This is a genomic window from Curtobacterium sp. 1544, from assembly GCF_040544915.1.
In the GTDB taxonomy this organism is placed as follows: Bacteria; Actinomycetota; Actinomycetes; order Actinomycetales; family Microbacteriaceae; genus Curtobacterium; species Curtobacterium pusillum_C.
This window is the reverse complement of sequence record NZ_JBEPKX010000027.1, coordinates 1-25,751: the sequence shown is the minus strand read 5'-3', so window position 1 is coordinate 25,751 and position 25,751 is coordinate 1. Positions and strand designations below refer to the sequence as shown.

The 25,751-nt window shown below is 65.0% G+C and carries 23 protein-coding genes and 1 pseudogene; 16 read left to right on the top strand and 8 right to left on the bottom strand.

Annotation, left to right across the window (positions count from 1 at the left end):
* Positions 1 to 24: 24 nt before the first annotated feature.
* The 4 genes from ABIC61_RS14380 to ABIC61_RS14365 are packed head-to-tail and all read right to left on the bottom strand — an operon-like array spanning position 25 to position 7,631.
* On the bottom strand, positions 25 to 1,476 hold the full coding sequence (locus ABIC61_RS14380; RefSeq protein ID WP_354030460.1) for a glycoside hydrolase family 5 protein: 1,452 nt from the start codon (positions 1,474 to 1,476) through the stop codon (positions 25 to 27).
* Positions 1,473 to 3,722 carry a glycoside hydrolase family 3 C-terminal domain-containing protein gene (locus tag ABIC61_RS14375; protein WP_354030459.1) on the bottom strand — a complete coding sequence of 750 codons (2,250 nt, stop codon included), beginning with the start codon at positions 3,720 to 3,722 and terminating at the stop codon, positions 1,473 to 1,475. The genes ABIC61_RS14380 and ABIC61_RS14375 overlap by 4 nt, the downstream gene beginning before the upstream one ends.
* On the bottom strand, positions 3,719 to 6,232 hold the full coding sequence (locus ABIC61_RS14370; RefSeq protein WP_354030458.1) for a glycoside hydrolase family 78 protein: 2,514 nt from the start codon (positions 6,230 to 6,232) through the stop codon (positions 3,719 to 3,721). Before ABIC61_RS14370 ends, ABIC61_RS14375 begins: the two co-directional genes overlap by 4 nt.
* Before the next feature lie 28 nt (positions 6,233 to 6,260).
* Positions 6,261 to 7,631 carry an MFS transporter gene (locus ABIC61_RS14365; protein WP_354030457.1) on the bottom strand — a complete coding sequence of 457 codons (1,371 nt, stop codon included), beginning with the start codon at positions 7,629 to 7,631 and terminating at the stop codon, positions 6,261 to 6,263.
* A gap of 108 nt (positions 7,632 to 7,739) precedes the next feature.
* Here ABIC61_RS14365 and ABIC61_RS14360 point away from each other — a divergent pair.
* Together ABIC61_RS14360 and ABIC61_RS14355 are read left to right on the top strand one after the other, a co-directional pair.
* Positions 7,740 to 7,886: pseudogene (locus ABIC61_RS14360) on the top strand (LacI family DNA-binding transcriptional regulator); the annotation flags it as partial.
* 48 nt (positions 7,887 to 7,934) lie between these two features.
* The gene (locus ABIC61_RS14355; RefSeq protein ID WP_231495736.1) at positions 7,935 to 8,759 is read left to right on the top strand and encodes a substrate-binding domain-containing protein; all 825 of its coding nucleotides are present in this window, start codon (positions 7,935 to 7,937) and stop codon (positions 8,757 to 8,759) included.
* Between the two features lie 467 nt (positions 8,760 to 9,226).
* Here the strand turns inward: ABIC61_RS14355 and ABIC61_RS14350 are convergent, their stop codons facing one another.
* Positions 9,227 to 9,733, bottom strand: coding sequence for a MarR family winged helix-turn-helix transcriptional regulator (locus tag ABIC61_RS14350; protein ID WP_051597078.1), 507 nt, complete (start codon positions 9,731 to 9,733; stop codon positions 9,227 to 9,229).
* Between the two features lie 59 nt (positions 9,734 to 9,792).
* Between ABIC61_RS14350 and ABIC61_RS14345 the strand changes: the two genes are divergently transcribed.
* On the top strand, positions 9,793 to 11,079 hold the full coding sequence (locus ABIC61_RS14345) for a carboxylesterase family protein (protein WP_354030456.1): 1,287 nt from the start codon (positions 9,793 to 9,795) through the stop codon (positions 11,077 to 11,079).
* A gap of 105 nt (positions 11,080 to 11,184) precedes the next feature.
* Here ABIC61_RS14345 and ABIC61_RS14340 read toward each other — a convergent pair whose 3' ends face one another.
* Positions 11,185 to 11,772: a DUF1349 domain-containing protein gene (locus ABIC61_RS14340; RefSeq protein ID WP_027467126.1), complete on the bottom strand. Its 588-nt coding sequence runs from the start codon at positions 11,770 to 11,772 to the stop codon at positions 11,185 to 11,187.
* 24 nt (positions 11,773 to 11,796) lie between these two features.
* Between ABIC61_RS14340 and ABIC61_RS14335 the strand changes: the two genes are divergently transcribed.
* The 10 genes from ABIC61_RS14335 (at position 11,797) to ABIC61_RS14290 (ending at position 19,603) form a co-directional block, all read left to right on the top strand.
* A complete protein-coding gene (locus ABIC61_RS14335; RefSeq protein ID WP_354030455.1) occupies positions 11,797 to 12,390 on the top strand; it encodes a sugar O-acetyltransferase in 594 nt (197 codons plus the stop codon).
* Entirely contained in the window at positions 12,387 to 12,971 is a 585-nt protein-coding gene (locus ABIC61_RS14330; protein ID WP_354030454.1) for a TetR/AcrR family transcriptional regulator, read from the top strand. The genes ABIC61_RS14335 and ABIC61_RS14330 overlap by 4 nt, the downstream gene beginning before the upstream one ends.
* A 398-nt stretch (positions 12,972 to 13,369) precedes the next feature.
* On the top strand, positions 13,370 to 15,346 hold the full coding sequence (locus tag ABIC61_RS14325; RefSeq protein WP_354030453.1) for a CLIPPER-2 domain-containing protein: 1,977 nt from the start codon (positions 13,370 to 13,372) through the stop codon (positions 15,344 to 15,346).
* A gap of 225 nt (positions 15,347 to 15,571) precedes the next feature.
* Positions 15,572 to 15,970 (top strand): DUF3566 domain-containing protein, encoded by a 399-nt coding sequence (locus tag ABIC61_RS14320; protein WP_354030452.1) that lies wholly within the window; start codon positions 15,572 to 15,574, stop codon positions 15,968 to 15,970.
* Entirely contained in the window at positions 15,967 to 16,410 is a 444-nt protein-coding gene (locus tag ABIC61_RS14315; RefSeq protein ID WP_354030451.1) for a hypothetical protein, read from the top strand. The genes ABIC61_RS14320 and ABIC61_RS14315 overlap by 4 nt, the downstream gene beginning before the upstream one ends.
* Positions 16,407 to 16,676 carry a hypothetical protein gene (locus ABIC61_RS14310; protein WP_354030450.1) on the top strand — a complete coding sequence of 90 codons (270 nt, stop codon included), beginning with the start codon at positions 16,407 to 16,409 and terminating at the stop codon, positions 16,674 to 16,676. Before ABIC61_RS14315 ends, ABIC61_RS14310 begins: the two co-directional genes overlap by 4 nt.
* A gap of 100 nt (positions 16,677 to 16,776) precedes the next feature.
* Entirely contained in the window at positions 16,777 to 17,214 is a 438-nt protein-coding gene (locus ABIC61_RS14305; RefSeq protein WP_354030449.1) for a hypothetical protein, read from the top strand.
* A gap of 77 nt (positions 17,215 to 17,291) precedes the next feature.
* Positions 17,292 to 17,864 (top strand): GntR family transcriptional regulator, encoded by a 573-nt coding sequence (locus ABIC61_RS14300; RefSeq protein ID WP_354030448.1) that lies wholly within the window; start codon positions 17,292 to 17,294, stop codon positions 17,862 to 17,864.
* 708 nt (positions 17,865 to 18,572) lie between these two features.
* Complete coding sequence (locus ABIC61_RS14295) at positions 18,573 to 18,995, top strand: helix-turn-helix domain-containing protein (RefSeq protein WP_354030447.1); 423 nt, start codon at positions 18,573 to 18,575, stop codon at positions 18,993 to 18,995.
* Positions 18,996 to 19,027: 32 nt separating this feature from the next.
* A complete protein-coding gene (locus ABIC61_RS14290; protein WP_354030446.1) occupies positions 19,028 to 19,603 on the top strand; it encodes a PIN domain-containing protein in 576 nt (191 codons plus the stop codon).
* Positions 19,604 to 20,030: 427 nt separating this feature from the next.
* On the opposite strand, the gene ABIC61_RS14285 is transcribed toward ABIC61_RS14290, so the two are convergent.
* Entirely contained in the window at positions 20,031 to 21,248 is a 1,218-nt protein-coding gene (locus ABIC61_RS14285; RefSeq protein WP_071278456.1) for an FAD-dependent monooxygenase, read from the bottom strand.
* A 59-nt stretch (positions 21,249 to 21,307) separates the two neighbouring features.
* Here ABIC61_RS14285 and ABIC61_RS14280 point away from each other — a divergent pair, with 59 nt between their 5' ends.
* Positions 21,308 to 21,829 (top strand): MarR family winged helix-turn-helix transcriptional regulator, encoded by a 522-nt coding sequence (locus ABIC61_RS14280; RefSeq protein ID WP_268097060.1) that lies wholly within the window; start codon positions 21,308 to 21,310, stop codon positions 21,827 to 21,829.
* A 275-nt stretch (positions 21,830 to 22,104) separates the two neighbouring features.
* Here ABIC61_RS14280 and ABIC61_RS18640 read toward each other — a convergent pair whose 3' ends face one another.
* The gene (locus tag ABIC61_RS18640) at positions 22,105 to 22,236 is read right to left on the bottom strand and encodes a hypothetical protein (RefSeq protein WP_502908818.1); all 132 of its coding nucleotides are present in this window, start codon (positions 22,234 to 22,236) and stop codon (positions 22,105 to 22,107) included.
* Positions 22,237 to 22,246: 10 nt separating this feature from the next.
* Here ABIC61_RS18640 and ABIC61_RS14275 point away from each other — a divergent pair, with 10 nt between their 5' ends.
* Positions 22,247 to 22,705, top strand: a complete 459-nt coding sequence (locus ABIC61_RS14275) for a recombinase family protein (RefSeq protein ID WP_502908817.1) — start codon at positions 22,247 to 22,249, stop codon at positions 22,703 to 22,705.
* Between the two features lie 745 nt (positions 22,706 to 23,450).
* The coding region (locus tag ABIC61_RS14270) for a DUF7927 domain-containing protein (protein ID WP_502908816.1) at positions 23,451 to 25,751 on the top strand (2,301 nt) is incomplete at its 3' end.

The following is a 25,751-nucleotide window of genomic DNA, read 5'->3' as shown; positions in this document are numbered from 1 at the left end:
ACCGGTGGTCTGCGCGGATCGTGCTCAGCTGCGGCTCGGCGCCTGCACGCTGATCTGCTGGGGGCCGTCAGCGTGGGGAGTGACCGTGATGAGCGCGCCCGAGCCGAACGAGTCAGCGTCGATGGCGACGGTGTCTGCGGGCACGCCGGCCACCTGGAGATGTGTGACCGCTCCTAGGCTGGGTACGTACAGCACCGTGCTGGTGTCGTGCTCGGCATGCCAGTCGACGGTGAGGGTGTGGGCGTCGTAATCCCAGTGATAGCTACGGAGGGTTCCGCCGATAGTGAGGGGGTACCCACGAACGAGCGGCGTGAACTCCGGGTCGTCGAGCATCCCGGGCTGGTAGCACCAATAGGCGCTGCCCCATCGGTACTCTTCAATGAGGCCGAACATGTGGCGGAGCCGCTCGGGAGTTGATGGCTCGGACGGGAACGCGCCCCATTCGCCGACGACGGTTGGAAGGCGCAGCAGGTCCTGAGTGCCGTGCTTTTGGTGGGCGAGTGCTTCGAGGTTGTTTGGGTCGTACCCCTCGTAAGAGGCGGCGTCGGTGACCGCGTCGTACACGTGTGGCGCGTACGCCTGAGCGCCCTCTGGAAGCCTGCCGATGGCGGTGTCGATGAACGAGCTGCTGTAGATGTTTCCGCCGGTGAACAGGGCCGGGCCGCTGGCAGCGATGGCATCGCTGGCACGCTCGAAGAATGGCGTGAGGGTGTCCCGATCGAACGCCGTAAAACGATCGTTGAGGATGTCGCTCATCGCCGAGCGGGCTGCAGGGCTGATGGTGTCCGGCTTGCTGAGGTCGAACATCGGGTCGGCTGCTGTCGCGGCGGCGGTGGCATCACGGAATGCGGTGCCTGCGATGCTGCCCATGTAGGGCTCGTTCATCGGCTCGATGCCGATGACATTCTGCTGGGGCGTGAGCCGGTTGGCGAGATGCCTCAGCATGGCGATGTACCGAGTTTGAATCCCGACGCCGTCCGCGGCGGGTTCGTCTGCCCAGAACGCGTCGGCCGCGCGCATCAGCGCGGGGCTGGTGATGTAAGCCTGATACCACATGGTGTCGCCGGGGAGGACAGGCAGGTTACCGTGCAGGGTCGCCCAGGGCGGAGCGCCCTCCCCGCCGACCGCTGAACCATAAAGGTCTTGGTGCAGGTCAATGAGCACATGCAGTCCGAGAGCGCAGGCCTGCTCAATCACGGCGCTGACCCTGCCGATGTAGTCGTTGTCGTAGTTGCCCGGGGCAGGTTCAACGCTCGCCCAGAAGACACCCAGGCGGAGGAAATTGAAGCCCAGGCCGGCCAAGCGCGGGAGCAACGTGTCCATATCCGGGTACATGTGGCCGGTCGTCGGGTCCTTGCACACCACGTTGATGCCATGCAGGATCACTTCTCTGCCCGCGACGTCGACGAATCGACGGCCATCCACCGTGACCCTCGAGACGATGCCAGGATCCGGCACCGCCACGCTGCCCGTCATGCGGGGACCGACAGATTCGCTCGGCTGAGTTCCATGAGGGACTCAAGTGCACTGGAGGGAAACATGTCGCCAGTGAAGGAGAGGAATTGACGCATCGGCATCGACTCGACCATCCGCAGTTGGTCCTGCTGCTGCGCAGCTTGAGCCTGCTGCTCCTCGGTCATGGATGCGGCCATGCCCTGCATGATCGCGGGACCAACTGCCGGGTGAGAGAACCACTCACCGACCGTTGAGTCGAGTGTCAGCGGCTGCATTCGCTCCTCGCCGAGGAGCGTTATCGTCTGCTCCGCTACGACCGTGTGTGCGCTCGCGCCAATCTGAACGGTGTAGTCCCCGGGCGCAACAACCCAATCGTGTTCGGTGATGTCCCAGTACGCGAACGAGCGACGGTCGAGCTGCAAGGTGATGGTCGTTGATTCACCGCTGTCGAGGCCGATTTTTGCGAACGCGCGGAGTTCGCGTGCAGGTCGGCGTACTGGCCCGGTCTCGGTTGCGACGTAGACCTGCACGACGTGCTTTCCAGCACGCGTGCCAGTGTTTGTGATCGTCACGGCGACCTCGGCGGTCACATCGTCAAGAACCGTGACCTCGACATGATCAGTGCTGAAGGTGGTGTAGCTCAGACCGTGCCCGAACGGGTACCGGACGGGGCTGTTCAGTGTGGTGTGGTGTCGGTAGCCGACCATGACGCCCTCGCCGTACCGCACATGACCCTGCTCTCCAGGGAAGTTGAGATAGCTGGGGATGTCTGCCAGGCGCAGCGGAATGGTTTCCGCGAGGTGACCGGATGGATTCGTGGAACCGTAGAGCAGGTTCGCAAGCGCTGATCCGCCGGCCTGCCCGAGGAGGAAGCCGTCCAGAATCGCGTCCACCCCGTCGTGCCAGGGCTCGAGCGATACAACGCCACCGTGGGACAGCACAACGACGGTCTGAGGCGCGGCTGCGGACACCGCTTGAATGACCGCAATCTGGTCGGCGGGGAGGTTCAGGTTTTCCCGGTCAAATCCTTCGGATTCGTCCGCTTCTGCAAGTCCGGCGAAGATGACAGCAACGTCAGAGCCGCGAGCGACGGAGACTGCCTCCATGAGCAGCACGTCATCGACAGTGCCGTCACCGGAGACAGGGAACCCCTCAGCGAACTCGACCTGCCTCGCATCGGGGTGTGAGCGTAGAGCTTCCAGTGGCACATCGATCTTGGTCGGATTGATGTGCGAGCTGCCGCCGCCCTGGAAGCGGGGCGTGGTGGCGAACCCGCCGATGACCGCGACCCGCGCGTTGGTCTGCAGCGGAAGCGCGTCGTCCTCGTTGCGGAGGAGCACAGCGCTTTCCTCGGCGAGCTCTCTGGCGAGATCGTGGCTTGCGTCGATGTTGAGTTCTCCGGCTGGTGCCGTGTGGAGCTCGGTGAGCTGCAGCACGCGACGCGCTGCCTCAGCCACGGTGTTAGGGTCCAGTTCCCCTCGGCGCACGGCGTCGATGATCTGCTGATCGGTATCGCCGCCGCTTCCCGGCATCTCCAGATCCATCCCAGCTCGGAGCGCCGCAACCCGGTTGCTGACAGCGCCCCAGTCGGACACGACGGCACCCTGATAGCCCCATTCGGAGCGAAGAAGGTCGGTGAGCAGCCAGGGGTTCTCGGACGAGTAAACGCCGTTGATCTTGTTGTACGAGCACATCACCGTTGCCGGCGCCGCCTCCTTAACGACACGCTCGAACGCCGGGAGGTAGATCTCCCGCAGCGTCCGTTCGTCGACGTCTGCACTGACTCGCATGCGGTCGGTTTCCTGGTTGTTCGCGGCGAAGTGTTTGACGGAGGCGCCGACGCCGACGGACTGTAGGGCCTTCACGAAGTCGGCACCGAGGACGCCCGAGAGATACGGGTCTTCGCTGTAGTACTCGAAGTTGCGGCCGCACAGGGGTGAGCGCTTGATGTTCACACCGGGGCCCAGCACGACGTTCACGCCGAGCGCCCGGGCTTCGGCTGCGACCGCAGCGCCCATTCGCGATGATGCGTCGGGATTCCAGCTCGACCCGATTGCAACGGCAGGCGGGAAGCAGGTTGCGTGCACACTGTCGTTGATGCCGAGGTGATCGGCGTTGCCGCCCTGGAGGCGGACCCCGTGGGGTCCGTCGGTGAGGACGATTGCGGGCACGCCATGCTGGGGGAGTGGCTTCGTGGTCCAGAAGTCTCGTCCTGACAGGAGGGAGGCCTGCTCCTCGAGGGTGAGAGATTGGAGGTCGGTGCTCATGCGGAGTTCTCCTGGGTTGTGGTCGTGCTGGTTGCGGTGACGGCGGCGAAGAGCGCGGCGCGCAGCTCTGGTAGGTCGCCGGGGATGTACTCGAGCATCGTGTTCAGCGACATTCCGGACGCTTCCGGTGACGTCGGGTCGATCGGGATACCCGGGAGGTAGGTGGCGAACACTGCCGCCAACGGAGCCCACACCGACGGGTCCTTGCCGAGATCGGCGAGGGAAGTGTCCATGGAGTACTCGCGGGGCGCGGTCCTAGTGGCGTCGAGTTCGTAGCTCCATGTGTGCGTGCCGGCTTCGACTTCCTCGACGAGTCCGTCCGCGTGGAGCGGGAGGACTACTTCTGCACGTGCGCCAGGGGGAACGGAGACCGAGACCTTGCCGTGACCACCCTCGACGTTCCAACTCACTTCGACCTGACCATGGACGGTGTCGTGCCGCAACGTGGCGTGCGTGAGACCGCCGCCGGGCTGCGGTTCGATGCGCATTCGCCGGTAGCCCGGTTCAGTAGCGGTGAGCCCACCGATGGTGCGGTGCATCCAGTCGGCGACTGCTCCGAGGGCGTAGTGGTTCAGAGAGGTCATACCGGAGGGGTTGATGGTGCCGTCTGGGCTGACGGAGTCCCACCGCTCCCAAATCGTTGTGGCGCCCATCGTCACGGGGTACAAGAAGGATGGGCACTGCTCCTGCATGAGCAGCAGATACGCCTCCTGCAGGTGACCGGTGCTGCTCAGCGCGTCGGTCACCAGAGGCGTGCCTGCGAATCCTGTCGAGATGGTGTATCCGGAGCGGGCGACAACGTCGGCCAGCCGGCCGCCGGCGTGTGCCCGCTGGTCAGCGGTGAGCAGATCGAACACGATCGCCAGTGCGTATGCGGTTGCCGTCTCGTTCGTGAGCCGGCCCGCTGGGGTCACGAATTCGTGCTGGAAGGCATCCTTGACACGGGCTGCCAGCGCCCGGAATTCTCTCTCGTCGTCGGATCGCCCGAGCACGGCGGCGGTGCTCGACATCTCGCGTGCCACCTTGGCGAAGTACGCGGTCGCGACGAGGTAGCGGTCGGTTTTCCCACCGGCGGGGTTGTCGTCTGGTGCGTCCGGGTCGAGCCAGTCGCCGAACTGGTAGCCGGAAGCCCAGACACTATGGTCGTTGAGGCGGCCGGCGACATCGCGGACGAATCGTGCTGCGGACGGGTAGGAGCGCTCGAGGATGGCGGCGTCGCCGTACTCGCGGTAGAGCGTCCAAGGGAGGCTGACAGCGACGTCGGACCACAGCGCGGTTGGCGCGGATGGGGTGGAGAGAACGTCCGGTACGACCCAGGGAACGAAGCCCTTCGCGGTGTGCTCCGCTGCGAGATCGGCAAGCCAGGACCCCAGCACCCCTCGGACGTCGTGCAGGAATGCGGCGGTCGGAGCGAAGGCGTTGATGTCGCCGGTCCAACCGAGCCGTTCGTCGCGCTGCGGGCAGTCGGTAGGCACCCCGACGAAGTTGCCGCGCATTGACCAGACAACATTGTCGTGCAGCCGATTAAGTAGCGGGTTGGAGGTGGTGAGCCATCCGGTGCGGCGCATGTCGGTGTGCACGACGATCGCGCGTACTGCGTCCGCGGTGATGGCACCCGGCCAGCCGGTGATCTCTGCGTACCGGAAGCCGTGGAAGGTGAAGCGTGGCTCCCAGGTCGCCGGACCGTTCCCGTCTCCAATGTATGTGTCGGTGGCGCGGGCAGATCGGAGTGTTTCGACGTCGATCTCGCCGTCGGTAAGCCATTCCGCGTGCCGGATCGTGACCGTCGCTCCGGAAGGGACTGAAGCGGTGAACCTGACCCAACCGCTGATCTCTTGCCCAAAGTCGACGACGGTTCTTCCGCTCGGCGTGGTGAGAACGGCCACGGGAGCAAGTTCTTCAATACGACGGATGGGTTCGGATTCTGGCTCGATGAGAGCGGTTGTTGGCCAGTCGAAATTCTCAACCCGCTGCCAAGCAGCTCCGTCGAACGTCGGTTCGGCCCAGCCGGCTGGCTCGAGGCGAGCGTCAAACGTTTCGCCGTCGTAGATCGACGCTGCGCGCGTTCCACCGGTCCCGGCATGCCACTCACCGTTGGTGGTGACGTACTCGACGGATGTGGTCGTGTGCAGCTCGAGCTGTGCTGATAGTGCCCGTCGTTCTGCGAAGTGGTTGCGCTTGTCCTCCCACCCGAGCCGCCCAAGCGCCCAGCCATCCGCGACAACTGCACCGAGAGTGTTCGCCCCGACCCGAACGTGATTCGTCACGTCGTACGTGGACACGACAAGTCGGTGCTTATAGGACGTCCAACCCGGCGCGAGTACTTCATCGCCCACCCGTTCGCCGTTCAGCCACGGCTCGACGACACCGATGGCGGTGATTCGAAGGACCGCCTTCGTCAGGTTGTGTGGTGCGGTGAAGTCACGGCGGAAGTAGGACGCCGCGGAGCGTGTTTCGCCGGCAAAGTTCAGCTGCGGAGTGATGAAGGCGGCGTGCCAGTCGAGGGTCACGATTGTCCTTTCGGCGGTGAGGCGAGCGTCAACGAACGGAGCGGATGCGCATGGCGACAGCGCCACCGGCGATGGTGCAAAGACCGGCGAGGACGTAGACGAGGGTGTAGTTCTTGTCGCCGCTGGTGGCCCCAATGGCGAGGAAGATCGGGGCGACGAGGGGCGCCACTGCCTGAGGGATACTGGTGGCGAATCCGGTGATACCCATGAATCGGCCAGCGTCTGTGTCACGCTCAGGGAGGACGTCAAGCAGAAGCGCTTGATCGACCGCGGAGAACATGCCGATACCGATGCTGCTCACGAGTGACCCTGCGATCAGCAGCGGCAGGCTCGTGGAAAACGCCATGATGACCGCACCGATGGCGAACAGTATCCCGGACGCGAAGACGAACGGACGTCGACGCCGGATCTTGTCCGACAGGAATCCACCTCCGAGTGCTCCGAGCGTGGTGGTGAGGATACCGCCGAGGGAAACGGTCGCGATGATGCCGGCCACCGCGGTCACGGTGACGTCGAGGCGTTGGGCGAAAAAGAACGATGTGAAAGTCGTATTCAGGGACAGCCCGAAGTAGAAGAAGAACCGTCCGAGCCAGTTCCAGCTGTAGTCCGGGTAGCGGCGGGGATTGAACACAAGCTTGCGTAGTGCTGCGCCAACGTTCAGCGCCGGCAGCTTCATGCGTCTGCTGTCGGGCTCGTGGACGAAGATCACGAACAGCAGCACCAGGATCGCGCCGACGATACCGGGAACGACAAACAACAGGAGCGCATCCCCAGCGAACACTCCGGCAACGGACACTCCGAGAACCGGAGCGATCTGCGTGGCGAAACCAGTGAGCCCCGCGACTTTGCCTCGCTGTTCCTCCGGGAGGCGGTCTGCCGTTCGGACCTGAAGGCCCGCAAGGACCGACCCCCATCCTGCTTGAGCAAGGACCCAGCCGACGCCAAGCAGGAGCGTCGTCGGGGCAGTGGCCATGACGAACAAGGCGACCATGCCGACGAACATGCCCGCGATCATGAAGGGCCTGCGTCGACCGATTCGCGTTCGAGTACGGTCGCTCAGGATGCCGAGGAAGGGACCGGTGAGCACCACCCACGCAGCGCCCGCGCCCGTGATGTAGCCGAGGTACTCCGCATGTCCCGGTGCGATCGCCTGCAGGCGGATCGAGAGCGAGATCGCGAGCGGAGTGATGAACGCAACGAACACGCCGAACTGGGCGACGACCATGAGCCAGATCCATTTGGCACTGACGCGTCCACTGACGTCCTCGAGCACGGTTGCCGTGGAGACGGTGACTGGCGACTCCGCCTCGTCACGCAACGGCAAGGTTGGGTCGGCGCCAGGAACCGGGGGAACCGGGACTGTGGGTTTGGGATTCGAGGGGTTGATGCGTCGTTGCATGGCGACTCCGTCGTCGTTGGGAACTAGACCGCTCTAGTGACGATCACCGTAACCGTCACGGCTAGCGCGCGCAAGTTGTCCGTTAGGCTTTGGAGGGAGGGGTGATCGATGACTGCTCGGCGAGTGACGGCTGCCGATATCGCGCGGGAGGCGGGGGTCTCCCGAGCGACGGTGGGGTTCGTCCTGAATCGCACTCCGGGGCAGACCATCTCCGCAGAGACGCAGCGGCGGGTCCATGACGCAGCTACTGCTCTTGGGTATCAGCCACATCCGGGTGCCCGGGCGCTCGCGCGGGGCAAGACGATGATCGTGCTGTACGTCCTCCCGGACTGGCCGTTGGATTACAGCATGCGGGCGCACCTTGAGGCTGCTTCGGCTGCACTTGACGCGGCCGGGTACACGCTGGTGACTTGGACCGCGCACTCTTCCGGGCGAACACGTCCCCTCTGGGAGACGCTCTCACCCGACGTCGTCATCGCCACAAGCCCCTTCGCTCCAGCGGACATTGCTTCAATGCGACGTGCGGGAGTTAGCCATATTGTCCCGTCACCCGGATCGACTGCTCCGGCGCCTGAGTCCACCTCGTTCGGTCAGGGGCCGTCGCTGCAGGTTCGTTACCTCGCATCGCTTGGGCATCGACGCCTTGGGTATGCGGTGACGGCTGACCCGCGACTGCGCTCGCTCCTCGAGGAACGCATCGAGCTTGCGCAACGAACGGCACATGAACTCGAACTCCCACCCCTCGTGATTCCTGGTGCCGAGGAAGACTTCGATGTTTGGCGTGTGTCCGGGGTGACGGCGATCGCGGCCTACAACGACCAGGTCGCAGCTGGTGTGGTCCGGACTGCTCGAATGCGGGGGATGCTCGTTCCAGAGCAGCTCTCGATCGTCGGCCATGATGATGATCCATTTGCGGCTCTGACCCTCCCTTCGCTCAGCACGGTCCGTGTCGACAATGCCCGCGTCGGTGAGTACTTGGCTTCGGTTGCCTTGGCTGCTCTTCGCGCCGATGAGCTCAGCCCGTTGCGTGAACCTACTGCCATGGTGGTCCCACGGGAATCGACCGGGCTCCTTGAGAGAGGCCAGCCGTCCATCCGTCGTAAAGGGCCGCAGACCGAGGTTCGGTGAGGTAATCAACACTCCGAGCACGAGGAGAGGCCCGAGCAGGAGGGCAGCAGGTCGGTCGATCCGATAGAAGATGTCGGAGGAGGCTCAGCGGACCTCGTCGACCGAGCGCATATCCGTTCTGAGCCGAGCCGAGCCGAGCCGAGCCGGGGACACCATGGCGGTCCTGCGAGTGTCCCGCCTCATGTCAGCACGTGCCTTGGCTCGCGTCTGGGCAGGTGTACTCGGGCCCCCGACTGTGTCGTCAGCGAGGGCGGAGTCGGTATCTGGGTTCAGCAACGTGTCCTATCCCGCGGTCTGCTGGTCGTCCGCGAGGCAGGAGCCAGCATTGTGCGGCACCGCGCGGCAGCATGGTCGACCCGGATAGGAGTCGCTCCGCGTCACCGTAGGGGGCGTGGACGGGACGACTGACCGGAGCGCCCCGCATCGCATGCGACGAGGCAGCGGGAGCCAGTCCGGTGGGCGACTGGCTACCGGTCTCCGCCTGAAGCCCTACCTGCCATGAGTTGCGTCAGAATGGTGAGGTCCTGGTTCAGGCGCGTGAGATCCAGGCGGGTGAGATGCTTCGCGTCTCCCAAAGCGGCTTGCGCGACGCTCGGCGCAATCACTTCAGCCGTCTCTTCACCGCGCAGGGTGAGACGCACGAGGACACGGCGCCGACTAGCTGGGTCCTGCCGACGCTCAACCAGCCCACGTCGTTCGAGGCGGCCGACTCGGTGCGTCACTGACCCAGCAGTGATGAACGTTTGCGCGCCGATCTCACCCATGGTGAGTTCCTGGTCACTCGACCGCCACAACGCTGCCAACACATCCCATTCCCACAGCTCCAGGTCGTGATCGGCGAGTACTTCGGCGCTCCTCGAGGACATGATGCGCTGCGCGAGCGCGAGCCGACCGGACAGCTCAAGGACCGCTAGGTCTGCTCCCGGGAACCGAGCTCGCCACTCGGTCAGGGCGGTGTCGATGACGTCTTGCAATGTGAACCTCCAGGCGTATCCTACCCACGTCAAAACGTTTGACATGAAAGGATCTGCCGATGGTCAAGACCACTTCCGGGCTCGTAGACACGTTCGAGCAGGACGGACTCACACACTCGCGGGGAATCCCATATGCCACCGCTGAGCGGTTCCAGAAACCAACTCTGATCAACACTCCTGATGTTGCACGTGCTGGAGCGGCCCGAGGGCCGGCCGCTCCGCAGGACCCATCCCGCCTGGACGACGTGAACGGGCCACTGTTGGACGGGATCGCTCAGCAGGAGGATTGCCTGGTGCTCTCCGTTGTCGCGCCCACGGATGCGGACGGGCTGCCGGTGATGGTGTGGTTCCACGGCGGCGCCTACGTTTCGGGTACCGGCGAAGCCCCGAAGTACGACCCCGACAGCCTTGCACGCAGGGGAGTGGTCGTCGTGAACGTCTCCTACCGGCTCGGGGCACTGGGCTACCTCCACCCCGAAGGACTCGGAGTTGGAAACCTCGGACTGCTCGATCAGCTCACAGCGCTCCGGTGGGTGCAAGCCAACATCGTTGGGTTCGGCGGAGATGCGAAGCAGGTCACAATCTTCGGCCAGTCCGCGGGTGCCGATTCGGTGCTGTGTCTTCTCGCCGCTCCGGCCGCTCGAGGTCTTTTCCGCCGCGCCATCTCCCAGAGTGCCCCCATCGGTGTTCGCTTCGGAAACACGGACCTCGTCGGTCAGCGGGCTCCGATGGTGGAAGCCATGCGGCCCGCGTTCACCGCAGCGTTCTCCACCGACCCTGCCACAGCACCTGTCAGCGAAGTTCTCGCTGCCCAGCGAGCAGCCCAGGCTGCTGCGCAGCCGTTCGGCCTGGCGGCTGACCTCGCCTACGCCCCCTACGTCGGCACCGATCCGCTGCCGGACTCCGTTGAGGAGCAATGGAAGAAGGTCGCGCCCGATGTCGAACTGTTCATCGGCTGCACCCACGATGAGGCAGCTCCCTTCGTCCTGGGCAACCCCGCCATCACGGGCCTACCAGAGGCGGAGCGCCCTGCAGCCGTCCGCGAGGCAACCGAAGCCGAGACCAAGATGATCTTCGACGTCACCGCCATCGCGGACCTCTGGCGAAACGCGGGCGGAACGGTCGCCACGTATCGATTCGACTGGCACCCCGAAGGTGGTGGCCCCTTCGGCGCCACACACTGCATCGACCTGGCGTTTCTCTTCGACGGCGACTGGAGCGACGCTCCCATGCTGGACGGCCAAGCCGTCCCCTCCGGTCTGCGAGAAGAAGTCCAGAGCACCTGGACAAGCTTTGCCCGTGACGGGGTCAGCGCACTGAAGAACGACCACCTCCGCTTCGGGTAAGCAGGGGACCTTCCGACCAGACAAGCGAATACCCTGCGATCAGGGACTGACTGTCGAGCGCGACGGTGACCCTGACAACGGGAACCATCAGTGCGTCTGACCGGGTCAGTCTTCTGGGTGCAGGCTGGCGTCGGCCGGCCCGGTCCGCCAGGCGGTGAAGTGCACGGTCAGGTCGTCCCGCGAGGGCGCGCAGCACATTGGCCCGGCACCGACCTCGGCGTCCGGGTCCAGGGGCGCCACGCGAACCAGACGCCACGGCTCGTCATCGACCCGGGCTCGGACGGTCAGGGCATCGCCGGAGCGGCTGGCGCGGATCGTGACCAGGCGCCCGTGCCACTCCGCCACGGGCGAGAGCGACCAGTCGGAGACGCCGCGGGTGACGACGGCGCCGAGGCTGTCCTGGTCGTCGCTGCGTTCGACGCCGGCCTTGGTCCACGTGCTGTCGTCGACCTTGACGAAGATGCCGGCCTGGTCGAACTGGGTGGAGAAGTCCAGGTGGAACGACACCTCCATCGCGGTGTCCTGGGCGAACGGCGCGAGGAGGGCGTGCTCGGTGTCGTGCACGAAGCCGTACGAGGTAGTCCGCCAGGCGTCGCTCTCCTCGACCGCCGTGACACGCATCCCGTCGTCGGACACCTGCACGTGCGCGGGGGCGGTCGTCCAGGTGCCCGCGTTCCAGTTCATATCGCTCATGCCACCGAATGTACGCTCGTACACATGGCCGTTGACTACTTCGCTGGAGACAATCGCAGTAATCGCGAGCGGATGCTCGCGGGTGATCTGTACATCGCCGATGACCCTGAGAGTGCACGCCTGGCTCAGCGCGCAGTTCAGCTCGCAGATGCATACCATCGCGCCGCAGTCGACGACGAGGTAGCCGCTCGCCCCATGCTCGAGGACCTGCTTGGGTCGCTCGGAGCGGGCGCGTTCGTCAAGCCGCCTCTGTACGTCGACTACGGCGAGAACATTCGGATTGGCGCTCGTACCTTCGTGAACTACCACCTCACGGCCCTCGATGTCGCAGCGATCACCATTGGGGAGGACTGCCAGATCGGGCCGAACGTCCAGCTGCTGACACCGACCCACCCCACTGATCCGCAGCCGCGCCGCGACAAGCTCGAAGCAGCCCTCCCGATCAGCATCGGGAACAACGTGTGGCTTGGAGGCGGTGTCATCGTCGGCCCCGGCGTGAGCATCGGCGACGACAGCGTCATCGGCGCAGGCTCCGTCGTCATCCATGACATCCCGCCGGGGGTCGTCGCGGTCGGTAACCCGGCCAAGGTCATCCGAGACATCGCACCGACGCCATGACGGTGCTCCCACCGGCCCGGAAGCCCCGCCGGACGGACCCGGATCGTCGGAGTCGGATCATCGACGCATGTCTCGATGTCATCGCCGATGCCGGCGTCGACGGGACCACCCACCGACGGGTCGCCACCGTAGCCGACGTATCACTTGGCTCGATGACATATCACTTTGCCGGCATGGATGCGCTGCTCTTGGAGGCATTCACGCGCTTCGCCGAGGGTGTTGCCGAGCAGACCGAACGGCGCTTGCGCGAAGCCGGCACAGATGGAGGCACCCATGCGGCTGTGGTCGACGTCATCCTCCGCGGCATCCCCGGCGTCCATCGAGACCTCGTTCTCACGCACGAGCTCTACACGCTCGCAGCCCGCCGACCCGAGTACCGCGTGGTCACTCAGACGTGGATGGCGCGCATCCGGGCAGCACTCGAGGAACACGTCGACCCGGTAACCGCACGAATCCTTGACGCCCTCATCGAAGGTCTCACCATCCACCGAGCCCTGGACCCGGAGCCTGCAGACGATGCCGTCGTCCTTGACGCCGTCCAGCGCATCCTCGGCACCCCCGACGAGACGCGCGCCGGATAGCCGATCGCCTCGAGCCGGCGGCCGAGGTTCTGATCGGTCGAACTGACCCACACGTAGGCGACCGTTTGCGTCCTATGTTGCGTGACGTCTCGACCTTCGCGCAGATCTGTAGCAGAAGGGGTCAAGCGGACTCTAGAACCACGCGGACCGGGCCCCGACTGGCTGTCGCACTGGGGTATACCCCAATCCAGCACGACGATCACTGGCCAGGGCGTCTTGCGGCGGAGGTCGCCAAGGTGCCGACTGCGCCAGACCGACTGCGCCAGACCGACTGCGCCAGACCGAGTGCGCCGGACCGAGTGCGCCAGACCGAATATGATCTTGTCTCGGGAAGGATCTACGTGGCAGAGTCGCTCGAACAAGTCCTGGAACTACTTACGTCCTCGAGGACGCTACCCGTGCTCTTCGTCGGCTCGGGCCTCTCGCAGCGCTACCTCGGATCACCAACCTGGCGTGGCCTCCTCGAGCACGCCGCTTCTCTCGCGGGTCGGTCGCTCAACTACTACGAGGGTCTCGCAGCGGATGGTGCTCCGAATCGGCTCCTCCCGCGCATTGCCTCCCGCATCGCATCCGACTTCTATCCAATTTGGTTTGACTCCGAGGAGTATGCCGCGAATCGGCAGCGGTTCGAACAATTTGTTCGCTCGACAGGCGACCCATTGAAAATCGAGCTTTCGCTCTACCTTCAAGGGCTTAACCTCACCGATAAAGGTGCTACCGCTGAAGAACTCGAGAAGTTGTCCGCGGTACACACCCATGCGGTCATAACAACAAACTATGATTCCATTCTCGAAGATGCCCTCCCTGACATGGAGGTTTACATCGGGCAGCAATCCGTTCTATTTGCGGCAACCCAGTCTGTCGGAGAGATTTATAAGATCCATGGAAGCGTGGGGGACCCGACGTCTATGGTTTTGACTGATGAAGATTACGAGGACTACTGGAATAAGAACCCATATCTGATTGCAAAGATTCTCACTCTTTTTGTCGAACATCCCGTAATTCTCATCGGTTACTCCCTTGGTGATGCGCACATTCAGCGACTGCTGGGCAATCTGGTGACGTGTCTCACCGACGAGCAACTTGACACCCTCAATCAGAGATTGATTTTTGTCAATCGCCCGTCAGATGCTGTTGGGCCCGGGTTACGCGACTCGACGATAACAGTCGACGAGCACAGCTTCCAAGTGCGAGAGTTGACACTTCACGACTTCGGGCAACTGTATGAGGTGCTCGCCGGATTACCGCAACACTTCCCGGTAAGGATGCTGCGCCAACTCCGGGAGAGCGTGTATCAGCTCGCTTTCTCTAGCGAGCCGACCGGCCGCGTGTACGTGCTTCCTTTTGACGATGCTCAAGAGGATGAGGTCGAGGTTGTGGTTGGAGTGGGCACCATGGAGCGCCTCGGCCTGAAAGGCTACTCTGTCTATACTCGCACAGAGTTTTTCCTGGACATGCTGAATGGGCGGTTGGATCATAACGCGGCAAATATGCTTCACGCGCTCGTTCCTTGGATCTTTCGCTCCGCAAAATTCGCCCCGGTCTGGTACCCGCTTTATGTTGCGAGGCAAGAAGGACTCGAAGAAGAACTCTCCACACTCCCTCGACGCGCACAAGCCTTGATAAGCGGCGAAACAGCACTGGTTCCCTATCCGGGAAGACGCCCAAACGGATGGGAAACTTTCTCATTCCGTCAATTGCTTCACGCGCATCCGGACCTGGTTACCAACCTCGGGGTAGGGTGTCGCTACGAGCTCGAGGACGTTGTTGCCCTACGTGATCATCTGAAGCCCCTTCTCGGCGGCAAGACGCCGAGCGGCCGCAACACGCCGCCCTCGCCGCCGTCGACCGTGACGGTGCCGAACACGCCGCACCCGGCGCTGGCGCTGGTGAAGACCTCCGACACGGCGAAGATCACCAAGGTTGGTCAGGTCGTGACGTACTCGTTCAAGATCACCAACACGGGCAACGTGACGCAGAAGGACGTCACCGCGAAGGAAGGAAAGTTCACCGGCTCCGGGAAGCTCTCCGACCCGACCTGCCCCGCAGCGTCTGCAGTCCTCGCACCAGGAGCCTCGGTGACCTGCACGGCGACCTACCACGTCACCGCGGCAGACCTCACCAGCGGGACCCTGTCGAACACCGCCACCGCGACCGGGATCGGCCCGTCCGGTGACCCGACCCGGTCGGACTCGTCGACGGCGATCGTGAAGGCGATCGTTCCCCCGGCACCGGGCGGTCTGGCGTTCACCGGCACTGAGCTCGTCGGCCCCGGCATCGGTCTGGCGCTGATGCTCCTCGCCCTTGGTGGCGGCCTGCTGGTCGTCCGTCGACGCCGCCGCGACGACGGCAACGACGTGCAGGACAACGCTTAACGAATTCGCTGGTCCGGTCGGAGCTGTCGCCACACAACGATCTACTCCGACCGGCCCCTTGAATCACCGTTGCCGGGCCTTGACCCCCGGTAGCGGTGCCGCTCAAGACTGATCAGTCCTGAGTTCGGGACCGGCTCGCACTGGTTTCCACCCGATCGGCGGGCCGCCCCCTGTGCGGCCCGCCGATCCTCATTCCACCCACCGACCAACACGGAGAGCCACCACATGCTGCAACGGGGAACCCGGCATCCGCGGGACCGCGGACGCGAAGCCCAGCTCCGCCTGGTGTTCGCCGACACCTGGTCCTGGGTGAAGCTTGCCGCCCTGATCTCGTTCGTCCTCGCCGCCGCCGGCCTGCTGCTCACGGTCTTCGGCTGGAACGTCGTCCTCATGACGGGCGCGCTGCGGCCGATCGATGAGCTCCTGCACGACGTCACCGGTGACAAGTCCTTCTCGCTGCAGTCGTCGGCACTGGCGATGCCGACTGTGCTCCGGTTCGTCGTCCCGGTGGCGGCGCTGGCCTTCTTCGTAGGAACGGTCCTCGGCGCCGTGTGCGCGGTCCTCTACAACCTTGCCGTTCACATCAGCGGCGGCCTGACCGTCAGACTCGCGCCCGCACGATGACCACCACCACACCAGGCGAACCCCGCCCGGTACTGCGCACCGCGGCACACACGGTGCCGTTGATCCGCAGTGCACGGGAACGCGCCGCGCTGCAAGTCCTGCTGCTCGCGGCAACCGAAACCGAGCACACGTCGTTCGGATCGAGTCGACGCGACGCGTTCCGCACGACCCGGTCGCTGATCGCCGCCGCTCGAGTACTCGGGTTCACTCTCGCCGATCTCGCAACCATGCTGGGCGTGTCAGAAGGGTCGGTCCGGAACCGCAGCAGCGTTCTCACCCCCATCCTCCCGAGCACATTCCTGAATCTGGTCCCCACCCTGAAACCCGTCGCCGCGGCGGCAGGTCTCTGGGATCCGGAATCGATGCTGGAACGCCCCGTGGATCCACGGGAACTCGTCACCTGGTACCTGAGCACCTCAACCGACAGTGCCGCACGGTGACAGGGCTGCATCGCCCGCTCGTCATCCTCGGCGCCGCGCTCATCGTGAGCGCGGCCGCCACCTGGGTACTCGAAAGGGCTGTGGTGCCCATGCTGCTGCTCCTCGTAGGTGCCCCGTTGGTCGTCGGAGGGATCGCACTCGCGATCGCCTTCCATCTCACTGTCGCGGTGACCGCGGTGCCCGGGGTGCCGCGTGTTAAACGCGATGAACAGGAGAACGTCGCCGGCGTCTCGATAGCCGATCGGCTACCGGACATCGCTGACTGACTCCTCGTCGGGTATCCGCTTCGACTCTGGGTGTAGACGGCGCTTCGAGGGAGGGGCACGTCCTGCGCGCGGTGCCGTCCTTGTCTGCGATGCTCTTGGTATGAATATTCCTCGTGCGACCCGCCTGCGTGGGGGCGTCGCACTCGCCGTGGTAATCGTTCTCGGGGTCTCCCTGTCCGGTTGTGCGCAAGAGAAGGTTGACCCACTCGAGGTCACCAACAGCGCGACGATCACCGACATCACGGACAACACCGACACCGGCTTCTATACGGTGGACTCTGCGGTGCTAAACACAACCTCGCTCGGTACCGAGTTGACCCTCGGCTTCACGATCCTCAACAGCAACGGCATCAAGTTCAGCCCGATCTCGACCATCACATTTGACGACGGCACTGAGCTGACGTGCGAGGCCGATGACCTCCGAAGGGTTCCGTCTCTGGTCGACACCACCGACTCCTGGGACTTTGCATGCGATGCGGGCGAGTTCCCCGAAGACAGCGACAGCGCGGCGCTCGTCGTCGTCGACGACTACAACTGACTGGCAAAACGGGGCATCATCGCCTGATTTAGCGTGGCACTGCGCCCGGAAACTGATATCCGGGATACGGTCCCGGTATGCCTGTTCCGAAGTCTCCGACCAGCCAGGGTCCCCGCCGTCTTCTCCGTGACGTCGTCTACGAGCAGATGCTCGAGGCGATCGAGAACGGCACCCTCGAGGCGGGGGAGCGCCTGAACGATGAGGAGCTCACGAGCTGGCTCGGTGTCTCTCGTACTCCGGTGCGGGAAGCGATCGCCCGGCTCGAGTCCGAAGGGCTCGTGGAGATGGCCGCGAACCGGTACACCCGGGTCGCTAGCCTCTCGGGTCCTGCGCACGATCAGGCGGCCATGCTCGTGGCTGCGCTGCACGCGTGGGCGATCGATCACGCTGGCGAAGCGATCGCTGATGCGCGGAAGACCGCGGCTGCTGCTGCGAGCAAGGTAACTGCTGGCGTTGACGCGCACGACGTCGACGCGTACCGAGGGCTCCAGGACGCTGTCGCGGCGCTCATCGCTGGGTTCGACAACCCGCTCTACACGGCGACCGAGGCCGCAGTGCGTGGACGGGTCAAGTTCCACGCCCCTGCTGCTGACGCGAACATCGACTGGGAAGCGGCAGCTGCAACGGCTGGCGCCCTCGCGAAGATCTGACCGCCGGCGCTCGGCATCGGGCGCAACGCATCGCGGACTCTCGCTGATGCTGTCGCGCCCCCGGGTTACGGTCACGCGCAGGGGTCTCACCAGCTCCTGCGCGGGCCGGAGTTGAGACGAAGCTCCTCCGGCCCGTCCACACAGCCCAGCGGGCCCCTGCAGACCGTCCGGCGAGCGACCGGCAACCGGACGGCACCTCTGTCGCCAACGGCTCGCTAAGCTCCACCCACATCTGGAATGGCACGACCGATCGATAGGGGTAGCAATGTTGATTCTGCAGTTGCTCGTGCCGGTAGTCCTGGTTGTCGTCGCCGTGCTCATCTTCCTCGCGGCCCGCGGGAGCATGAGTCGAAGCCCGCTGCAGGATCAGCAGGACGCCGAGTGGCGGGCGAGGCGTGACGAGCGACGTCGAGCTCGAGCCGAGCGTCGTTCCAGCGACCGGTAGACGATCGGCTATCGAGACGCCTCGGAATCAAGTTGTGGACGTCGACTGCAGCAGCCCGATGCAAGATGAGCCCGGGTCTCGGCTGTCGGGTAGTGGGCAGGCGCACACTCGCCGGATGCGCTGCCTCGAGGTACCCCAATCACGTGGGGTCAGGGCCGGCGTGCAGCCGAACCCCCACTTGCAGTTAAGAGTGTAAGTTGCCTAGTGTGGGCCAAGCCCCACACTCGACATACTTGGAGGCCGTCATGGCACCCGTACGATCCGTGCTCACAGAGCAGCTGGCGATCGACGATGCGGTAAGAGCCGAAGCGTCTACAGCTGTTGATGAAGCACACGACCGTCGCGTTGGTGGGATGGCCCTGCTTCTCGAAGATGGCGCGATGGTTCAGCTCCCGGCGCAGCTCTCACGTTTCCTCGAGAGCGCGATCCGGAGCGCGGCGAGCGGCTCCGTAATTTTCACTTCGTCGCTTCCTGAAGAGCTGACGACGACGACCGCGGCTGAGCAGCTCGGCGTATCCCGCCCCACTCTAATGAAGATGATCGCCGCTGGAGAGATCCCAGCGACGAAGGTGAAGACGCACACCCGTCTACGTCGAGACGACGTCTTGGCCCTCCGGCAGCGTCGCGAGGACCGCCGCCGAGACGCCGCTGATGAGCTCCTTCGCGCGGGTGAGGCGTTCGACTGAAGTTATTGGGCGTTCGCCACTACGGTTAGAGAGTGGTGCAACGAGTCTTCGTCGACGCGAACGTGTTCGTGAGCAGGACGCTGCGCGACTGGATTTGCCTGCTCCGCGCGGAGATCCCGGCGATGTTCCAGCTGCACACGACCGAGGACGTTCTTGCCGAAGCGCTGTACACGCTGCGGCGGCACAAGAAGGACGCCGACGGAGCGGTCACGGTTCACATTCGTGAGGCGATCTTGGCGTCCATCGACGAGGTGCTTCAAGACTTCGACGGTTCCGTTGCTTACTCCGGCTCTGACACAGACGATCGGCATGTGCACGCTGCCGCGGTCGGCTGTCAGGCGGACGTTCTACTCACGGAAGATCAAGGATTCACGGAAGACGACCGCGCTCCTTACGAGGTGTACACCTGCGACGATTTCTTTTGTCTCGTCGACGATGCAGTCCCTGATCGTGTGCGTAGTGTGGCGCTCAAGCAGCTCAAGTACTGGAACTCACAACCGCAGCGGAAGAGTCTGAAGCAAGCACTCATTGACGCCGGTTGTCCCGACTTTGCGGTACGCGTTGAAGGCCACTTGCGGGTCGCAAGCGGTGTTCGAGGACGCCGCTGAGGCGGGGGCATCGTTCCCCTGGCCGTCGCTGTCGCCACAATCCGTCAATCCGTCACTCCGTCGCGCCACAGCCGGCCAGCTCTGGCCCCCAACGGTGTTCGGTAGCGGATCGCCTATTGAGACTCCGACTGCGAGCATTACCGGCGCTTGGGGCCTAGAACTCACCTCAACCTGCACGTTCTAGAGAAGACACCACCAGGGCATACCGCGACGCCCGACGCCCCTCCGAATGCATTGCGGTAGGCCCAGCACTGCGACGGCGCGGGCCAATACGTCACCTGCCGTGCGAGCATTTAGCGAGCACGATCTGGTTCCGCGAGGCGCATCGCGCAGCACCCTGAAGCGCTTCCGAACGCGTTCAACGCACTCGTCGCCGGATAGGCCACGAACTCTTCGTTGAGCATCGTTGGTCGTGCTGGACGGCTGTTCACTCCAGGTGCGCGTAGTCCGGCAGGTCGATTGCCTCGGCCGGCGGGGTGGCGAAGCGGGCGCCGAGGCGCCCGACGAGGGGCAGCGACGCCACGCGGACGGCGGTGCCGAAGGCCGCGATCCCGAGCCGGGACCTCGGGTTCGCGATCCGCGGTGTGCCCGGCGGCAGCTGCTGCGCCTTCGCGACGTACGGGCGCATGATGCGCTCGTATGCGCGCAGGGCGTCGCGGTGGTGGACGTGGGCGGCGAGTTCCCCGGCGAGGACGTAGGCGCCGGTGAGCGAGAGGCTCGTGCCCATCCCGCTCACCGGCGACGCGCAGTACGCGGCGTCCCCGACGAGCACCACCCGGCCGTCCGACCAGCGCGGGGCGTGGACCTGTCCGATCGCCTCGGAGTAGAGGTCCTCGGAGTGGTCGAACCCCGCGAGGACCCGCTCCGCCTCCCACCCGGCGTCGCCGAACACCGCGTGCAGGCGGCTGCGCACCGCATCGAGGTCGCCGCGCTCGGAACCGGCTCGCTCCCGCTGCCGGTCCGTCACGACCGACATCGCCGCGCGGATGGTCCCGTGCTGGTCGGGGCGGAGGGTGATCGACCGGCCACCCGGTGCGTTGTACCAGCGCCACCAGTCGTCGTCCGCCGCGGTCCGGGGGATCGTGCCGTACGTCGTCTCGAGCCCGAGCGAACGGATCTCCGGCTCGTCGCCGAACACCAGCCGACGGGTGCTCGAGCCGATGCCGTCCGCCGCGACCACCAGATCGAACCGGTCGTCCGGGCCGTGCTCGAACCCCACGGTCACGCCGTTGTCGTCCTGGTCGATGCGGGTGATCCGGTCACCGTAGCGGTACTCGGTGGCGTCGGACGTCCCGTCGACGAGGAGCCGCGCGAGGTCACCGCGGAGGACCTCGAGCTCGGCGGTGGCCCCGCCGGAGTCCGAGGTCCCCGCCGGGAACGCCGCGATCGTCCGGCCGCTCGGACCGATGAACCGGGTGCCGACCTCGCCCGTCGTGGCGGCGCGGATGTCGTCCTCGATGCCCATCCGGCGCGCGACCTCACGCCCGGCTCCGCGCACGTCGACGTTTTGCCCGCCGGTGCGGAGGGACGGCGCCCGCTCGACGACGACCGTCTCGAACGAGAAGCGGTGGAGCCAGTGGGCGAGCGCCGGGCCGGCGATGCTCGCGCCGGAGATGAGCACGCGGCCGCGGGTGTGATCGGTCATTGTCCCTCACATCGTTGATTACCAATGAGATTGGCAATGTACACGACTACCATGGTGACGTGCCGAACGACGACCAGCACCCAGCGACCGATCGCTCCGACGACCGGCAGGACCGCCACGACCGGGCGACGGCGCGACGCGACGGGCGATCACTCCCCGACGACGACATCCGGTCCCGCGTGCAGCAGGTCAGTGTCCGGCAGCAGCGCTTCGAGCGGCACCTCGCCGCGGCACTGTCGGTCGACGCTGCGGGGCTCGAGGCGATGGACCACCTCATCGCGACCGGGCCGGCCACCCCGACCGAGCTCGCGCGTCGGCTCGAGATCTCGACCGCCGCGATGACGCTCGTCTTGAATCGGCTCGAGGGCGCCGGGCACGTCCGGCGAGAGCGGCACCCGAGCGACGGACGCAAGCTCGTCGTCACGGCGGCGGAGCGCTCTTCGGACCGTGCGTACGACCTCGTGCTGCCGCTAATCGAGGGCATCGAGTGCATCGTCGACGACCTGGACCCCGCGGAGCGTGCGACGGTCCAGACCTTCCTCGACCGGCTGATCGGGGTCTACGACGGGGTAAGCGGCTAGGGCTGTGCGCTAGCGGTCCGTGCAGAGGCCTGTCGCCGACGTGGGCTCGCAATGCTCCCCGAGGGTGCGCGTCACTTGAGTTGGTCGAACATCTTGTCGCCGTTCGCCGAAGCTCCGGCGGTCTCGCTAGCCGATCGTCTATCGAGACGCCAGCGTTGCCTTTGACGGCGCGTCTGACCCGGCTGACGCGCCAGTCGACCCCACCAACATCGCCCGATCCAGCACAACGGGCACGCGGGCGTGTGCCCACGTGCCCGTTGTGCTGCCGTCTTGGGTTAGAGCCCGAGGGACGTCGACGTGGCGCGCCAGGTGTCGAGGTCGCTGCGGCGCTGGTCGAGGATCGTCTCGACGACGCCCACGGCGTCCTCGCCGGCAGCGAACCGCAGAGGCGGTGCGTCGGCGGCCACGAGGTCGAGGGTGGCCTGGGCAAGCTTGTCGGGGTCGCCGACTTTGGTCGTCTGGCGTCTCGATCGCTTAGGGCGCTCGATTCGGCACCTCATCGACCAGCTCCAGGCGCTGGGGGAGCGGGGAGTCGGTTTCCGGTCACTGCAGGAGACCATCGACACCACTTCGCCTGGCGGTCGGCTCGTGTTCCACATATTGGCCGCACTGGCCGAGTTCGAAAGGGACCTGATCCGCGAGCGCACGCATGCCGGCCTCGCCGCGGCCTGTGCTCGAGGGCGCACTGGTGGTCGCCCTCCGCGTCTCTCGCCGGATCAGGTCCGCACCGCGCGTCGCCTGTATGAGCAGCAAGACATGACCGTGGCGCAGATCGGGGACGTCCTCGGCGTCAGTCGGACCACGGTGTATCGAGCGCTTCGTCGAGAGAGCGAACCCCTCGTGAAGCGGCGCCGGAAGTCGGGTGAGGCGTCGTGAAGAAGCGGCCTGAACTGAGCAACCGTGCCGAAGTTGCTCGACACCTCCACGACGACACTGTGGTCACTCACGAGATGCTCGACGCGAGCGCAACTCAAGCCTGAACAGCGTCCCCGACTGACTTCATCGCCACCTCACCCGGCCTCGCACCGAGCATCGCCGCGGTCCTCCGTTGTTGCATCGTTCGGTGCGAAGCGGTCACGACTCGTTACCAAACAGTGACATCCGAACGGTCAGTGGCGACGAATGCATAGTGATTGTCTGTCTACAGCGCCCCAGAGGGGTCCTTCGGTCGATGATGCCATCGTCGAAGCCAGACGCGCCGGCCGGTCAGGGGCTGGTGCGGGGAAGCGGCGGCGCCCTCCTAACATCCCTGGAACTCAGGCGCCGCCGCCCAACCCCCGACATCACTGCCGACAGGGCTTCGCCCGAGAACGCGTGAGCGCTCAATCGGACTTGGGCAAGCGTACGTCTTTCGGCTATCGGCTGGCACCGGTCTGAAGATCGAATCAGCGCACCCCAGATCCCCGGATTTCCGCGGGCGCCGGGTCCGGCACCGAGGCGTGCGGTAGCCGATCGTCAGGGAACTGCTCAAACCTGCGTTACGACCGGCTCTAGGCGACGTCTTGAGAGTGACCCCGTTTCCGCGTTAGTTGAACTTCCTACGAGGTTGTGCCAATAATCACAGCATCCCTGGAGGTCGGTCCGCACTGCGGCCAACCACGCACACACCGGAAGAGAGCCGATGCGCGCTTCACTCATACAACGATCGATTCTGATGCGGCCTGTCGGCTTCCTGACTGCGCTGGTCCTGATCTGCGCGGCCGCGGTTGCTGCCGTGCTTGGCGGTGGGACGGCGGCTGTGGCTGCCGCCTTGAACTGCACGACGAGTCTGTACCAGCTCAGTAGCACGGAGCTGCGTGTCGGCTCCGTCCCGTTCAGCGCTGTAGGGACGACGGCGACCGTTACCGCGGCGCAGGGGTTCGCGCTTCCCTCGGATGTTTCGACGCCGAACTCGTTGGGGATCAACTCGGACGGTACGCATGCCTACTTCACGGGCTTGGTTGGCGGTGCAGTACAGATCTTTGACTACAACACTGTCGATGGAACGATCATCCGCACCGCGGCGCCTGCTGCGCTGCAGAGCCGTGTGGCTGGAGCGGTGAACCCGGTCAACGGTCTGTTTTACTTCGGGGGCACCGCTGCTGGGTCGGCGATCTTGGCGTATGACCCCGACACGTCCGCTGTTTTCCAAGCTGGAACTGTGCCGTCTGCGGCAGTGCCTGGTAGCCCGACGAGCGCCAACGGTGACTACGCCTTCAGCTCTGCCGGTGACCTGTTCATCGTGAGTAACGCCAGCCTCGTGTCGGTCGCTGCTGCGTCGGTTCCGCAGCGCAACACTACGACGCAGCTGCCGGGAACGCTGATCAGTTCCGGGGCTTTCAATGTCAGCAACGGCGTTGCGTTTGACTCGGCGGGCTCGCTCTATGTGGAGAACGGCAGTTCGGGTGGTGGGACGGTCCTGCAGAAGGTGAACCCGGTGACCGGTGCCGTTGTGGGCGTCAATACGACGAGCTCGCTGGCGGGGGTCGACCTCGCCAGTTGTGCGGCGCCTTCGACGCTGACGCTGCAGAAGAACGTTCAGAGTCGTGTGAACGCGGCTGACCAGTTCACTCTCAACATCGGTTCGGCGGGCTCGTCGGGCATCAGTGCGACGACGTCTGGCACGGCGACGGGTGTGCAGGCGGCGAAGGCTGGTCCGACGATCGGTATCACCGGCACCACCTACACGCTCAGCGAGGCCGGTGCTGGTGGTGCGAATCTTGCTGCGTACGGCACGACTTATCAGTGCGTTGATGAGGCAAACAATGACGAGGTCGTTGCGTCGGGAGCCGCTGCGTCGTTCGCGTTGACGTATCCGCCGGGCGTGGGCAGGTCGATCGTGTGCACGTTCTCGAACACCGCGTTGACTCAGTCTTACAGCGTTCGGAAGTCAGCATCGGCCACGTCGGCAACGCCGGGTGCACCCTTGACGTACACCGTCACGGTGGAGAACACCGGGCAGCGCGCCTACACCGCAGCGAACCCGGCATCGTTCACGGACGACCTCTCCGACGTCCTCGATGACGCAACCTATAACGGCGACGCTTCCGACGGCGCCACCGTCAACGGGACCACACTGTCCTGGTCCGGGGCACTCGCGGCCGGGCAGACAAGGACGATCACCTATTCGGTGACACCGAAGAACCCTTCCTCCGCATCGGATACCGGCAACCTCGAGCTGAACAACCAGGTCACCCCGACCGGGCCGGGCGGCACCTGTGTAACGGGACAATGCACCACGTCGACGCCGGTGCAGTCGCTGCTGATCACGAAGACCGCGGACCAGACGGACGTCATTCCCGGTTCCACGATCAGCTACACGGTGACAGTGAAGAACACCGGCAAGGTGGACTACACCACCGGCAGCAACGCAGCTTCCTTCAGTGACGACCTGTCGAAGGTCCTCGACGACGCGAACTGGAACGACGACGCCACCGCTTCCGCCGGCACCGTGTCGTACGACGCCCCGACGTTGTCGTGGTCGGGCCCGGTCGCCGCTGGTGCCACGGTCACGGTGAAGTACTCGGTGACGGTCAAGGATCCCGACACGGGTGACTCGCAGATCGACAACGCGGTCACCTCTGTCACGCCGGGCAACAACTGTGTCGCCGGGAACACGGACCCGGCATGCTCGGTGCAGATCCCTTCAGCGTCGTACACGGTGCAGAAGTCCGCTTCGAGCCAGGCGGTGAACCCGGGTGACACGATCACGTACACGGTGACCGTCACGAACACCGGCCAGCGGGCGTACACGACCGACCGTCCGGCATCCTTCCGGGATGACCTCTCGGACGTCACCGATGACGCTACGTATGTTTCCGGGAGCGCCACGAACGGTGCGACCGTCGACGGGGACACGCTGACCTGGTCCGGGCCGCTCGCGATCGGTGCCACCGAAACCATCACCTACCAGGTGAAGGTCAACGACCCCGACACCGGCGAC